Source organism: Odoribacter laneus YIT 12061, assembly GCF_000243215.1.
Classification (GTDB): Bacteria; Bacteroidota; Bacteroidia; order Bacteroidales; family Marinifilaceae; genus Culturomica; species Culturomica lanea.
Map to the genome: position 1 here is coordinate 396,042 of NZ_JH594597.1, position 14,268 is coordinate 410,309.

At 37.7% G+C, this 14,268-nt stretch carries 14 protein-coding genes and 1 tRNA gene; 5 read left to right on the forward strand and 10 right to left on the reverse strand.

The features are described from left to right. Positions 1–18: 18 nt before the first annotated feature. Positions 19–594 (reverse strand): non-canonical purine NTP diphosphatase, encoded by a 576-nt coding sequence (locus HMPREF9449_RS13995; RefSeq protein WP_009137924.1) that lies wholly within the window; start codon positions 592–594, stop codon positions 19–21. A gap of 525 nt (positions 595–1,119) precedes the next feature. Here HMPREF9449_RS13995 and rsgA point away from each other — a divergent pair. Then, positions 1,120–2,040: a ribosome small subunit-dependent GTPase A gene (gene rsgA, locus HMPREF9449_RS14000; protein WP_040612031.1), complete on the forward strand. Its 921-nt coding sequence runs from the start codon at positions 1,120–1,122 to the stop codon at positions 2,038–2,040. A gap of 9 nt (positions 2,041–2,049) precedes the next feature. Here rsgA and HMPREF9449_RS14005 read toward each other — a convergent pair whose 3' ends face one another. From HMPREF9449_RS14005 to rbfA, 9 genes are all read right to left on the reverse strand, one after another. Next, positions 2,050–3,432 (reverse strand): COG3014 family protein, encoded by a 1,383-nt coding sequence (locus HMPREF9449_RS14005; protein ID WP_009137926.1) that lies wholly within the window; start codon positions 3,430–3,432, stop codon positions 2,050–2,052. Between the two features lie 233 nt (positions 3,433–3,665). Beyond that, positions 3,666–4,268 carry a penicillin-binding protein activator LpoB gene (locus HMPREF9449_RS14010; RefSeq protein ID WP_009137927.1) on the reverse strand — a complete coding sequence of 201 codons (603 nt, stop codon included), beginning with the start codon at positions 4,266–4,268 and terminating at the stop codon, positions 3,666–3,668. 100 nt (positions 4,269–4,368) lie between these two features. Then, entirely contained in the window at positions 4,369–5,217 is an 849-nt protein-coding gene (locus tag HMPREF9449_RS14015) for an N-acetylmuramoyl-L-alanine amidase-like domain-containing protein (RefSeq protein WP_009137928.1), read from the reverse strand. A 1-nt stretch (position 5,218) separates the two neighbouring features. Next, positions 5,219–5,692: a CYTH domain-containing protein gene (locus tag HMPREF9449_RS14020; protein ID WP_009137929.1), complete on the reverse strand. Its 474-nt coding sequence runs from the start codon at positions 5,690–5,692 to the stop codon at positions 5,219–5,221. A gap of 285 nt (positions 5,693–5,977) precedes the next feature. Further along, a complete protein-coding gene (gene pheS, locus HMPREF9449_RS14025) occupies positions 5,978–6,997 on the reverse strand; it encodes a phenylalanine--tRNA ligase subunit alpha (protein ID WP_009137930.1) in 1,020 nt (339 codons plus the stop codon). Positions 6,998–7,196: 199 nt separating this feature from the next. Further along, positions 7,197–7,607: a VanZ family protein gene (locus HMPREF9449_RS14030; protein WP_009137931.1), complete on the reverse strand. Its 411-nt coding sequence runs from the start codon at positions 7,605–7,607 to the stop codon at positions 7,197–7,199. Further along, entirely contained in the window at positions 7,600–8,409 is an 810-nt protein-coding gene (locus tag HMPREF9449_RS14035; RefSeq protein ID WP_009137932.1) for a peptidylprolyl isomerase, read from the reverse strand. The genes HMPREF9449_RS14030 and HMPREF9449_RS14035 overlap by 8 nt, the downstream gene beginning before the upstream one ends. A gap of 40 nt (positions 8,410–8,449) precedes the next feature. Next, positions 8,450–9,649, reverse strand: coding sequence for an ABC transporter permease (locus HMPREF9449_RS14040; protein WP_009137933.1), 1,200 nt, complete (start codon positions 9,647–9,649; stop codon positions 8,450–8,452). A 265-nt stretch (positions 9,650–9,914) separates the two neighbouring features. Beyond that, positions 9,915–10,250 (reverse strand): 30S ribosome-binding factor RbfA, encoded by a 336-nt coding sequence (gene rbfA / locus HMPREF9449_RS14045; RefSeq protein WP_009137934.1) that lies wholly within the window; start codon positions 10,248–10,250, stop codon positions 9,915–9,917. Positions 10,251–10,336: 86 nt separating this feature from the next. Between rbfA and HMPREF9449_RS14050 the strand changes: the two genes are divergently transcribed. The 4 genes from HMPREF9449_RS14050 (at position 10,337) to speA (ending at position 14,245) form a co-directional block, all read left to right on the forward strand. Continuing rightward, positions 10,337–10,409: transfer RNA gene (locus HMPREF9449_RS14050), tRNA-Pro, on the forward strand. Between the two features lie 401 nt (positions 10,410–10,810). Further along, entirely contained in the window at positions 10,811–11,491 is a 681-nt protein-coding gene (locus tag HMPREF9449_RS14055) for a DUF3800 domain-containing protein (protein ID WP_009137935.1), read from the forward strand. A 29-nt stretch (positions 11,492–11,520) separates the two neighbouring features. Next, positions 11,521–12,012: a hypothetical protein gene (locus HMPREF9449_RS14060; RefSeq protein WP_009137936.1), complete on the forward strand. Its 492-nt coding sequence runs from the start codon at positions 11,521–11,523 to the stop codon at positions 12,010–12,012. 340 nt (positions 12,013–12,352) lie between these two features. Further along, positions 12,353–14,245: a biosynthetic arginine decarboxylase gene (speA, locus tag HMPREF9449_RS14065; RefSeq protein WP_009137938.1), complete on the forward strand. Its 1,893-nt coding sequence runs from the start codon at positions 12,353–12,355 to the stop codon at positions 14,243–14,245. The last annotated feature ends 23 nt before the right edge of the window (positions 14,246–14,268 follow it).

The window sequence follows — 14,268 nt, forward strand, 5'->3', positions numbered from 1 at the left end:
CCTCTTCTGCTCCTTATTTTACCTTCGACTGAGAAATTCCGCTAATTTACGGACTGCCTGTCCCCTATGACTAATCTGATTCTTCTGCTCCATCGGCATTTCCGCAAAACTTTGCCGATATCCTTCCGGACAAAAAATAGGATCATATCCGAATCCTATTTCTCCCTGCTGCTGTTCCAAAATTTTTCCTTCTACTATTCCTTCAAAAAAGTGTTCTTCTCCACCTAAAAGTAAAGCAATAACTGTACGAAACCGGGCTTTCCGGTTTTCTTCACCTTTCATTTCACCCAGCACTTTATGCATATTATCCTCTGAATTTTTTGCAGGCCCCGCATAACGGGCAGAATACACCCCCGGACGATTCCCCAGAGCTTCAATTTCCAATCCTGTATCATCGGCAAAACAGTCATAGCCGTAATGTTCCTTTACATAACGGGCTTTTTCTAAAGCATTTTCCTGCAATGTCTCGTAATCTTCCGGTATTTCTTCCCGGCAACCAATCTCTTCCAAAGAAATAATCTCATATTTATCTTTCAGCATACGGGTAATTTCTTCTAATTTATGCCGGTTATTCGTAGCAAATACTAACTTCATCTTGTATCTATTTTCAGACAAAGGTAAAGATAAAAAATGAGAATGAGAGCAGATGAACGCAAGAAGGTTGTCAATAAGGGTTTTAGAGGAAAACGGACTGCGAGGACGCAGCCAAGTGAAACAGGAGTTAGGCTATGCTTCCGTTTGCCTGTCTCTCTGGAGTTTGTCGACAACTACACCCCGAATGGATTTTCACCACAGAGGTACCACATGCTCGTCATGCAAACAACCGAAGGGAACCCCTCGGGCAGGATTTCCTCCGACATACAGCCGTCAGGAATTACCGGTCGAGCACGGCCTGCTGCCATCGGCACTTCTCCCCTTGAAATTGTATTTCATATCCCGTCTTGTTCTATTCCTGATTTTTTGACAAAGATAAAAAATAATGTTGTCCTCCCTTCCAACAGATACTATCCGTCCTGCTCTTCTTTTCGATTTCACTTGCAGGATTCCGTTATAATTTCGGCACAATCGTCCAAAATATATTTTAAATCCCTTACCTTTGTAAACCACAAAGCAATCGGAATGGAAAAAGGAGTTGTAATAAAATCAACCGGTAATAACTATCTGGTAAGAAAAGAAAATGGGGAATTCGCAGAATGCCGGATCCGGGGCAAATTTCGCCTCCAAGGATTCCGTACCACCAATCCTATTGCAGTCGGCGACAGGGTAGAATTTGAAAAAAGCAATGAAGGATACGTAATTACGCATATTGAAGAGCGTCACAATTATATTATCCGCAAATCCACCAACCTTTCCAAAGAATCCCATATCATTGCCTCTAATGTCGATCAGGCTCTATTGATCGCAACGATTAATTATCCTGAAACTTCAACGGTTTTTATCGATCGTTTTTTAGCGACTACAGAAGCTTACAATATCCCGGCCCTTATTCTTTTTAATAAAGCCGATCTCTATCAGGAAGAAGACCGGATGAAGCTGAATTATTATACGGATATCTATACCCGTATCGGCTATACTTGCCTAACCGTTTCTGCTGTCACCGGAGAAAACATAAATGTCTTAAAACGAATCCTGAAAGATAAAACAAGTGTGTTTTCGGGTATATCAGGAGTAGGGAAGTCTACCCTTATCAATTATATAGAACCTGGACTTCATCTGAAAACAGCCTTTATCTCCGAAGCCCATAATGCAGGGAAACACACCACAACCTTTGCGGAAATGTTTCCTTTAACGAAGGGAGGATTTATCATTGATACTCCAGGCTTAAGAAGTTTTGGAATGATCGATATGAAAAAAGAAGAAATCTCCCATTTTTTTCCGGAAATATTCCGTACATCAGCAAAATGCCGTTTTTACAACTGTACACATATTCATGAACCGGGATGCGCCGTTATAGAAGCGTTGCAAAACGGAGAAATCAGCGATAGCCGGTATTGGAGCTATTTAAGTATGATGGAAGAAAGTGGTGAAAAATACCGGTAAATATTTAACCTATAACGTAGAGTAAACAAAAAAATCCGTCTTTTTCGGTTGCCCCATAAACGTAAATTCTTGGGTCATTTTTCCTCCCTTAGGGGCAAAGCAATTTAAAACTATTTTATTTTCCTGTGCCTGCAATGGAATACGTCGGTAAGAAATCGAATAAGGAAGCGTCTGCCAATTCCGGGTATCTGCTTTTTCTGTCGCTGCATTCGCCAATCCTACAAAAAATCCGACCCATTCGTTCTGTTTGGAAGCAGCATATTGTATCCCCTGTTTTGTAGCTACCCGTAATAAAGAAGTCGACAATTCCCTCACCATTCGGTCGTGCAAGGTTTTAAAGGCAATCTGATTGATATCTTCTGCCATCTCCAATCCAAAACGCTGTCCCTTATAGCGTAAATCAGCCTGAGTATAAGTCAGAGGACGCTCCACATACTTGGGAAAAACAGCCCGTACAATTTTTAAATCCGCCAGAGAATTTTGTTCTTCAGTGGAAGCAGATCCCCAGAAAAAAGGAAAAGTCAATCCGTATTCTGCATTGTGAAATACAATCGCCCCATCTCCTCTTCTTTCTTTTACAAAGTTAATTCCCCACTCGGATTTTACAGGACCTAATCCATTCAGCCAAAAGAAAACCAATTGTCCATAAGGAGAAGGAGCCGTATAATGATATTGCACTTCGAATTCTCTTTCGTATTGCTTCAATTCGCTCGTAAAACCGCATAAATAAGCCGTACGCATCAAATCCTGTTTTAGCTGATCCGGAGCTCCTAATCCAAAATTTTTCTGATAATCCGTCTGGTAGGTTTCAAACGCATTCCGATAAGCAATGAAAGCATCGTTATAATTTCCCGAAGCATCGTAAATTAATCCCATTAACAAATGGGCAAACGCATCCCGTTGGTAACGATTTTTATGATCCGGATATTTATCATTCAATTGCTGTAATTTGATGTTGATTTTTCTGACTTCCACCATAGCTCCTTCCATATCGCCCATCTGAAGATAATTCATCGATTTGTAAAAATTTACCATGATAACTTCAAAGTCTTCCGGTTTATAAGGAAGAATCTCCGGATTACTCAACAGAACTGCCGCTTGCAGCGCCGGATTTCTCACTTGTTCGTCTATGAGCTGTTCCGCCGTTTCAAAAGCCTGATTGCTTTCTTTCGGATGACCAGCCATAAATTCTACATAGCCTAAATTCAGGTAAAACAGGATTTTATTTTTCCCTTTGGCCATCCTTTTATCTTTCCGCAGTAACTTATCCGCTTTTTCAAAATTTCCAGTTTCAATCGTCTGCTGAAATTCCGACGTCCTTTCATACCAGGTTGCACAAGATGAAAAGAAAAACAAACTGCATAAAAACACTCCAACCAAAAGACGTATCATACCCTCAGCGATATTTATCGGATACTAAAGTTTTTCTGTAGGAATCTACTTCGAAAACTTCCATCCCTAAGTTATTACAAGGCTCTTCGCATCGCTTCCCTCCGCCCAAGAACTTCACTGATCATTTTAACCCCTTCTACCCCCTAAGATCCTTAATAATCCTAAGTTTAACATTAAAAACGTCCGTAAAGCCCGTTTGAAAGGTGAAATGCAAACTTTTAAAATACAACTATTTAAAAACGATCGGAAACGGTCTTCTTAATTTTTTTATCCCCCATCCACACGATTTCACTCGTTTCCAGATCCGTTAACTCCAGATTAATCTGATAGGAAACAACTTTATTTTTCTTATAAGTATCTACAATACTGTTAATCGTCCCTTGAAGCATAAAATCAGCCCCCAATTCACGTCCCCATCTTTTAGCTGTCTCCAAAGAAACATATCCCTTATTCTGATCTTCCCGCTCAGCCCTCAATTCTTCCCGCTTTGCACCCGCCTGCACCAAACGCACACTTCCATGATCTAAAATAGCCTTTTCAATGTCTTTGATAAAAGTCTCCGCATCGATATGCTCATGACTTTTATTTAGTACAGTTCCTACAACCACTACCGGAAGTTTTCCCCCATGCGCACTTTCATAATTCAGTATCCACCTGCCGGACAATAAATCCTGAATCATATTCGAAGACACCAAACGGGAATCTGTATCGTTCCATCTGCCGCTTAAATCCACTACCTCATTACTGTCGATACGAACAACTTTCCGGTTAGCACTACAACTCATAAACGAAAGTATAACCCCTAATACTAAAACAATAAATGCTATTTTTTTCATATTCTCTGATTTTAATACGTTTATTCTTCTATTTTATTATCTGATTTTACAACTTTTATGCCAAATAGCTTTATTCTTCCAGCAATAACAACCAACAGGCTCATCTCACCCTTCCCAACATGATCCCAGTCTGACTCGGTATTTTTTCCATATATTCCGATAAAGGCAATGCTGATAAAACGACCTTCCCAGCACTGCTGGAAGCATGTAAAAGATATGTTTTCTCTCCTTTTTTTACCGCTATTCCGACATGAGAGGTATCTAATCCTTTTATGTCGGTGGTAAGTAAAACAATATCTCCCTCCTGTATTTTTTCTTGTATTTTTCCAATATCCTTTTTGGGTATATAAAAATATTTCCTCTTTCCTATAGCCGTTTCAATCTGCTCCATTTGAAATATTAAAAGCGAATCCTTTTCAAATGCCGGATATCGGCAAGCGTTCTTTGTCATAAAAAATACATCTATAGGAAAATGAATCCCCCCGCATTCCCGGGTCACATCCTCTAAAAAACCTTGTCGCTGCATCTCGTATAACCAATCACTCGAATAATGGAGCCGCGAAGTATACCCCTCAATTTTTCCATTTCGATATCGTATTTTTTTCAGATTGTCCAGAAACAAAGGAACAGCCGCTGCATCATAACGCTCTAAAAAAGCTAAAGCCAAAGTATTTTCAAGAAACGTCACACAATCGAACTCCCTCAAATCAACAATTAACTCCTCCTGACTCCCCTTTTCCAAGGTACCAGACTGATAAGGTTTTCCTAAGAAAAATGTTCCGATTAACGGTATTCGTTCATTAACCGGTAAATGAGCCAGATTTTGCATACGGGCATAATCCCAAAAAGCAGCTAAAACGGAACTATCTGCCGTCTGTAAGGGGACCGCCTTCAATTCTATTATCCCTCCCATCCACACACCCAGAATCAGCCAAAATATTTTCTTCATATCATTTATCCATCCATTTCGTATAGGGACATTTCACCAAAAAAGAATTATAATAACAAGGATTTCCCGTAACTTCTTCTCCCAACCATTCCGGTTTTACAAATACTTCATTCTCTGATAAAAGCTCTATCTCTGCCAGAATTAATCCTGTATTATCCCCATGAAATTCATCTACTTCATACAGATGAGCATCTACCCGAATCAAATAACGCGATTTATCTATTACTCCCGGTTCACAAATTTTCATCAATTCCCGGGCCTCTTCAGGCGAAATTTCTTTCTCCCATTCAAAACGACTGACCCCTTTCGCATCCGAAATTCCTTTGATGGTCAGATAAGCTCTTTCTCCATACAATCTCACTCTCACAGTCCTTTCCGGCAGGGAGGATAAATAGCCTTGTAGAATGGGGATTACCTGATAGGCAAAAGATTTAAATTCTCCTTTCACTAAAAACTTCCGCTCGATCTCTTTCATTGCAAAATTTTTATCCCTGAACTATTTTACAAATATAAAGAAAAAGAGAATGTTCCCCAAGTTCCCGATTATTTTATAGCAATTCCCTGTTCATTTACAACAATCCTCTTTTTGCCCGAAAAAACAGGCTGCCAGAAATTAAATTCTGACAGCCTGTTGATCTGAAACAGAGAAGTTTTCCCGGCTTTACCAGAAAAAGATAAAGGTTAAGTTATCTTCGTCCATGGATAAACATTTCTTTAATTGGGATAACTACCGTACCGATGAATGAGCCTTCCACCCGGATTAAATAGCTGCACTAAATTGTTCCAGAAAACGAATATCATTTTCAAAGAACAAACGCAAATCTTTAATTCCGTATTTTAACATAGTAATTCGCTCAATACCCATTCCCAAAGCAAACCCTGTATATTTATCTTTATCGATCCCATTGAGCTCCAATACATTAGGATCTACCATTCCACAACCTAAAATCTCCAACCAACCGGTCCCTTTACATACATTACATCCCTGCCCATGGCAAAGTGTACAAGAAACATCCATCTCTGCTGAAGGTTCTGTAAAAGGAAAATAAGAAGGACGAAGGCGAATCTGTGTGTCTGACCCGAAAAGCTCTTTGGCAAAATAAGTCAACGTCTGTTTTAAATCGGCAAAAGATACATTTTCATCAATATAAAGAGCTTCTATCTGGTGAAAAATACAATGAGCCCGGGCAGAAATGGCCTCATTTCGGAAAACTCTTCCCGGTGTTACCAGCCGAATGGGTAACGCATGGGTCTCCATATCTCTGACCTGTACAGAAGAAGTATGCGTATGCAACACAATATCCGGATGTTTTTCTATGAAAAAAGTATCCTGCATATCCCGGGCCGGATGCTCTTCAGGAAAATTCAAAGCTGAAAAATTATGCCAGTCATCTTCAATTTCAGGCCCCTCTGAAATGGTAAATCCCAATTTGTCAAATATAGATAAAATCTCATTTCTCACAATGGCTAAAGGATGCCGTGTCCCTAAATGCATAGGATCTCCCGGCAAGGTAAGATCTAAACCGGATTTCCCCTTATCTGAGTCACACAACTGCTCTTTTAACGTATTAATTTTATTCAGTGCAGCCGTTTTCAATTCATTAAGAGCCTTGCCTATCTCCTTTTTCTGCTCTACAGATACATTCTTAAAATCCTCAAACAGAAGAGCAATGGTTCCCTTTTTACTCAAATGTTTAATTCTGAATTGCTCTACTTGCTCCAGTGTCTCCGCCGTGAAAGCATTTATTTCCGACGTCAGTTCTTTAATCTTATTTAACATTGTATCTTCTTTTAATTACCGAGGCCACAAAGTTAGAAAAAATATGGAAAATGTACTACTTTAAATAGACGGGAGCCGCAAAATGTCAAAGGAAGCTTATCTTAACCGATTCGTTAGCGAATCGCCCCCTACGCTTTACAAATTAATTTTATTTTAAAAGTCTGGATTTTTCCTTTCTAGCTGACTTTACAGATATTTTTTATTTTATTTTTTTCAAATTATTTCTCCATCGCTTTAAGTAAGGATAGATCAAACATCCGATAATCGCACCGAAAACATCGGCTAACAAATCCAGTATATCCCCACTCCGATTGAAAAAATATTCCTGTAACAATTCTATAATTCCTCCATAAATAAATGCAATACTGATGGTGGTCAGATATATTTTTCTCCACGAAAGCCGAGTCTGGTATTCCAACTCACTGCAAAGTAAAATAGCCATGACAAAAAACATTCCGAAATGAACAATTTTATCTATATGCGGGAAAACCCAATGGGGATTAGGTATATCTTTCCCCGGAATGGCACATAAAACAAAAATAACCAATGCCCATATAATATTACGGAACAATAAAATATGGTTCTTCTTTTTCTCTGCCATATTATTCATTCAATATCGTTATTTTCATTTTTACGTCTTTAAAAGGACGATTGTTTTCATCCGTTGGTAAAGCGGCTATTTTATCTATGACTTCCACTCCTTCTACAACTTCTCCGAAAACCGTATATTCTTTATCCAAATGATGTACACCTCCCAAATTTATATAATCCTGCTTTTTCTGTTCCGACATATAAATTTTATCGGCATTTGCATTCCATTCAAAAGCAATGTCTTTTTTTATCTTACCGGCTATCTCACGAAATTCCTCTACTTTTTTCAATTTACGAAGAGAATCTAAAATTACCTTTTTTTCAGGAGTATAATATTTACGGTTTATCGCATTTTTTATCGGCACATTAACTGATTTTTCAATAATTTCCAGTTCCTGTTCGGTATATTTTTTCCCTTGTACAATATAAAACTGGGAAATATCGGATTCCTTAAAAAAGTTCTCCCGATCGGGTTGACGAGGTGCCGCCAAAGCACCTTTTTTGTGATAATGTTCCGGTTTGATTTCGGCCTCTATTGTCATCGGTTTTCCAAATCCAATAAACTGCCCGGCAATCGCCTCCCGACTGTCAGACGATCCTCCCTGAATCATAAAATTCTTTATAACCCGATAAAATAAAGTTCCATCATAATGACCCGCTTTTGCCAAACGAATAAAATTATCCCGGTGAATAGGGGTATCGTTATACAATTTTATTTTCATATTCCCCAAATTTGTTTCGATTAAAGCCATTACTTCTTTTTCCTGAGCATGTAAAAAAATCGGGAATATAAGCCACAAACAAAATATCCATTTTTTCATAACTAAAATATATACGTTCTTCTCTTAAAATCACATCCGATTATAGCAATTTTTTCACCAAATATTTGACCGGGAAATAAGAAGCAATATAACCGATCAGTAAAACAGTTAATAAAATAAATGCAATATCTCCAAAAACCAATTTGACCGGATAAGCTTCTATGATATAATTTCCTTCCCCCAATTTAATGAAACCGAACGTCTGTTGTAAAAAACAAATTAAAACCCCTAAAATCAACCCGATAAAAGCTCCTACATAGGTAATCAGGTTTCCTTCCGTCCGGAATACCGAAATAATTTTTCCAGACGTCATTCCTAAAGCTTTATAAGTAGCCAAGTCTTCTTTTTTATCTAAAATAAGCATCGATATTGATCCCACAATATTAAAAGATGCAATAAATAATATAAAAAGCAAGACCAAAAATACGACCAGTTTTTCAGACTTCATCATAGCATAGAAAGAACGATTCAACTCGTATTTATCTTCTACTTTAAAATTCTCACCACTTATTTCTTGCAACTGAACTTTTACTTTTTCTAAGACTTCAGGATTTTTCAGTTTGATTTCAATTTTTGAAATCTCTTTCTGTAAACGAAATAATTTCCGGGCAAAATGAATGTCTGTAAGAATGTACTTGCTGTCTATTCCCTGCTGGGAAGAAAAAAAACCTATAGGATAGGAAGATTCCGTATTTAAGGCAGCATTTAAAGACGAAGCTTCTTTATTGGGATAATAGAACACCAAAGGAGTTAAAAAATTTAATCCTATTCCTAATTCCGCAGCTATCCCCTGTCCTACCACAGAAGCATAAAGATCTCCTTCCTGCAATTGAAACTCTCCCTGTACCATGTTTTTTTGCAAACCGGTAGTTACACCGTAATCCGACAGTACGCCTTTCACCACTACAGGTTTCAAACGATCTCCATATTTCAATAGAGCATTTTCTTCTACTACAGGATTAAAATAAGCAATATCAGTATGAATAAGAAGAGCTTTGTAAGACAAACTATCAAAATTTGTAAATTTTCCTTTTATCGGAGAAATAACCAAATCTGGATTCATACTGTCTGTACTCTTCTGCAAAATCAAATCAATACCATTAAAAACAGAGAGGATTACGATCAAAGCCGTCGTACCTATGGCTACCCCTGCCACACTAATGGCAGAAATAATATTAATGGCATTTTGCTTCTTTTTGGAAAAAAGATAACGCCGTGCTATAAAAAAGGACAGCTTCATTTCCGTTTTTTTTGATTGGGTTTGATTTTTAAACCCACACTGAGTTTACAAGCAATTTTATTTCTCGACTTCACTTCCGTTTAAAAGAAATACAAAGACAAAAATCGTAAAATATTTCCATCAGTCCAATGTCCACCTTTCTCGACGGCTTTACAGACGTTTTATATTTTAAAAGTTTATATCCCACCTTTCTAACTGGATTTACGGATATTTTTTATTTTAAAAATTCACCTTATACCTTTCAAACTGACTTTACGAACGTTTTTTATTTTAAAAGTTCATCTATTTTTTCAATATAATCCAAGCTATCGTCTACAAAAAAACGCAATTCCGGAATAATCCGCATTTGTTTACCCACTTTTTTACCCAAAATAAAACGGATCATTTTATTTTTATCGTTCAAACTATTCATTGTGGCCTCTATCCGTTCAGAAGGGAAAATACTCACATATACTTTAGCATACGAAAGATCAGGACTGACTCTTACCGTCGTCACAGTGACCATTGCTCCCACTATTATCTCTTTACATTCTTTTTGAAACATCTCACTCAAATCCCTCTGTATCAAACGAGAAACCTTATTTTGTCTAATCGAATCCATCACTTAATCATTTATAGAATAAAAAATTTCTACAAATATACTACAATAAATTCATTATTTTATTACATTTGCAACCGCAAACAAAACGAGATGTAGCGCAGTTGGTAGCGCGCCACGTTCGGGACGTGGAGGCCGCTGGTTCGAGTCCAGTCATCTCGACTAACAAGAAAGGCGCTGAAAATCAGTGCCTTTCTTGTTTTTTGTCTACCCTACCCCTTCTAAAAATCAAACAATTACACACTAGGGACGTGCCCTAATGTGTAATTTTATATCCTTGTATTTTAGTGGTCAAACCAACTTTAGAGACATTTTTATTTTATCAGATGAAAAACGACCATGAATTAGATGAAAATACAGAAATTACGTTTTTAGTCACAACAGACAATAAATGAACTGAAAATTACACATTAGGGCACGTCCCTAGTGTGTAATTGTTTTAGTTGAAAAAATTTTGTAAATTTGTATAAAGTGTACAGAAATGAAAAAATCCTTTTTTCTCTTTTTAAGAGCATTACAGGGATAATTGTCTGATTCTCGTATTATATTCTAATCGTAATTTTATGGAATTTCATGCTGCCTATAATTATTATTGCGATGAAAGCTGTCATTTGAAAAATGACGGTAAACAATATATGATTCTGGGCTATATTTCTGCTCCGTACGATCGCATTAAAAAATTAAAAGAGGATATTAAAGAGCTGAGAAAAAAATATAAAAATACACTGGAAGTAAAATGGAGTAATCTCAATGCCTGGAATTATACTTTTTATGCTGATTTGGTGAATTTTTTTTTCGACCGCTCCGATATTCGATTCAGGGCCATTATTGTTGACAAGAAACGATATATTGCAGCAAAGTGTAATCACGATTATGACCGCTTTTATTACCTGATGTATTACCAACTGATTTATCATTTGTTGGATACAACTTCTACTTATAATATTTATTTGGATATAAAAGATGATCTCAGTTCATACCGCATAGAAGAACTCAAAAAAATTCTCAATGTACATATGGGAATTATCGAAAAAATTCAACATGTCCGTTCACATGAAGTAGATTTGTTACAATTATGCGATTTATTTATCGGAGCCCTCTCTTATAATTTAAATAATATCGTAAAACAAGCCCTCCCTAAATTACGGTTGATTGAGAAAATCCGGCAACGTTCCGGCGTTTCACTGGAAGAAACAACATATAAAAGCGCTGCCAAATTCAATATTTTCAGAATACACATATAAGAAATATACTGTTTTATTTTTTAGTCATTATGCCTCTGAATTTACTTAAAACATATAATTCATTACTGGAATTGGATTCTTTCAATGAATCGGAACGGTATACCTCACTCAGTAGAATCTTCTACAGAGATTTTATCGAAACGACTAATTCCTTCAGAGACAAAGCGGTAAAACCGACTCCTCAAGAAGGGAAGACGACGATAGAAGTTCTCTTTCACCACCTGACCACCCGTTCCGAAGGCAAATATCATCATCGGGTATACGACCGGGATCGTTCGATCCGGATTCATTGGATAAAATTCCACCTTCAGGAAAAAAAGTCAGAGTCCATTGAAGTCTTTTCTGTCAAAGATAAGCAAGCTATCAGAACTTATATTTACGACGAAAAAGAATCGTATATTGTCGTTCTGGAACCTAAAAATCCTCACTTTTACTATTTGATTACGGCTTTTTATATAAAAGGCAGAAACCGGTATAAAATCGAAAAGAAAAGAAACAGGAAGTTAGAAGGGATATTCTAAAGCAAAAAGCGATAAATACTGGAGATTTACCGCTTTTCGATTTCCTTTCCCCCTTGGAGAATGAACTTATTACAAAAGTAATATTTTTTATTTAGAATTAAAACAGCGGTAAATAAGTTACTATAGCCTTCTTCATAGGTCTCCAATGCAGAAAAAGAAGAAGACGATTTTCTTGTTCTTTTTCAAAAGTATTCCAAATAGTTAGGAAAAAATTCATACGAAATTTACTATACCGATTTTTACCCTATATATTTTTATTTTCATCTTTCAATTTTCAATTAATTGCCGTAGCTTTGCAGGCAAATACAAAACGCTAAAATATCGATATCACTAGACAGAAATGAGAAAATGGAGTATTGAGGATTCAGCAGAACTGTACAATATCAACGGTTGGGGGCTGAACTATTTTTCGATTAATGAGAAGGGACATGTAGCAGTAACTCCTAAAGCCGATGGCCCCTCTATCGATCTAAAAGAGTTGATGGAAGAATTACAGGTAAGAGATGTAGAAGCCCCCATGTTGTTGCGATTCCCGGATATTCTGGATAATCGGATAGAAAAGATTTCCAATTGTTTTGAGTTCGCAGCGCGGGAATACGGTTATACAGCAAAAAACTTCATTATCTATCCTATTAAAGTCAATCAGATGCGTCCCGTGGTGGAAGAAATCGTAAGCCATGGCAACAAATTCAATATCGGACTGGAAGCCGGCTCTAAACCGGAATTACACGCCGTGTTATCCATTGATATCGACGACGACGCGATGATTATTTGTAACGGCTATAAAGATGAAAGTTATATAGAATTGGCTTTGCTGGCCCAGAAAATGGGGAAGCGCATCTTTCTGGTTGTCGAAAAATTAATGGAACTTCGCAACATTGCTAAGTTGGCCAAAAAGATGAATATCCGGCCAAATATCGGAATCCGGATCAAACTTGCCAGTTCCGGTAGCGGAAAATGGGAAGAATCGGGAGGTGACGTTAGCAAATTCGGAGTCAACTCCAGCGAACTACTGGAAGCCTTAGAAATTCTCGACAAATATAAAATGAGAGATTGCCTCCAACTTATCCATTTCCACATTGGCAGCCAGGTCACCAATATCCGTCGCATTAAAACAGCCCTGAAAGAAGCCTCTCAATTTTATGTACAACTCCAGCATATGGGCTACGAAATAAATTTCGTAGATATAGGCGGAGGATTAGGAGTGGACTACGACGGAACCCGCTCTTCCACTTCAGGAAATAGTATGAACTATTCCATACAGGAATATGTAAACGATGCGGTATCTTCCATTGTGGATGCCTGCGAAAAGAACGATCTGCGGCAACCCAATATCATTACCGAATCCGGACGTTCTCTCACGGCTCATCATTCCGTATTGGTATTCGAAGCGCTGGCAAGTACCCATTTACCGGCTTTTGACGAAAACGAGGAAATTTCCGAGGATGCTCATGAATTAGTAAAGGAACTTTACGAATTATGGGAAAATTTGAATCAGCCCCGTCTGTTAGAAACTTGGCACGATGCCGTACAATGCCGGGAAGATGCATTAGGCCTCTTTAATCTGGGATTAATCGACTTAAAAACAAGGGCACAAGTAGAACGTCTGTTCTGGTCCGTCGCCAGAGATGTTTATCAAATGGCTGAAGCGACCAAGCATGCTCCGGATGAATTAAAGAAAATTTCAAAGATGTTACCAGATAAATATTTCTGTAATTTCTCTTTGTTTCAATCGCTTCCGGATTCCTGGGCGATCGATCAGATTTTCCCGATTGTACCCATTAGCCGATTAAATGAACAACCGACAAAATCGGCTACTATTCAAGATATTACTTGTGATTCTGACGGTAAAATAGACAATTTTATCTCTACACGCAACTTCTCTTACCATTTACCTGTTCACGAACTGAATGATAAAGAACCTTATTATTTGGGAGTGTTCCTGGTAGGAGCTTATCAGGAAATCCTGGGAGATTTGCATAATCTTTTCGGAGACACAAATGCTGTACACATCAAGGTAAAGGGGAACGAATACGTCATCGACAAAATCATCGAAGGAGAAACCGTAGCAGACGTATTGGAATACGTACAGTTCTCTCCCAAAAAGATGGCCCGTACGGTAGAAGTCTGGGTCACAACTTCCGTAAAGAAAGGCATTATTTCGGCCGAAGAAGGAAGGGAATTTTTATCCAATTACCGTTCCGGATTATACGGTTACACTTATTTGGAATAAATATCACATTATATTATTCAGGT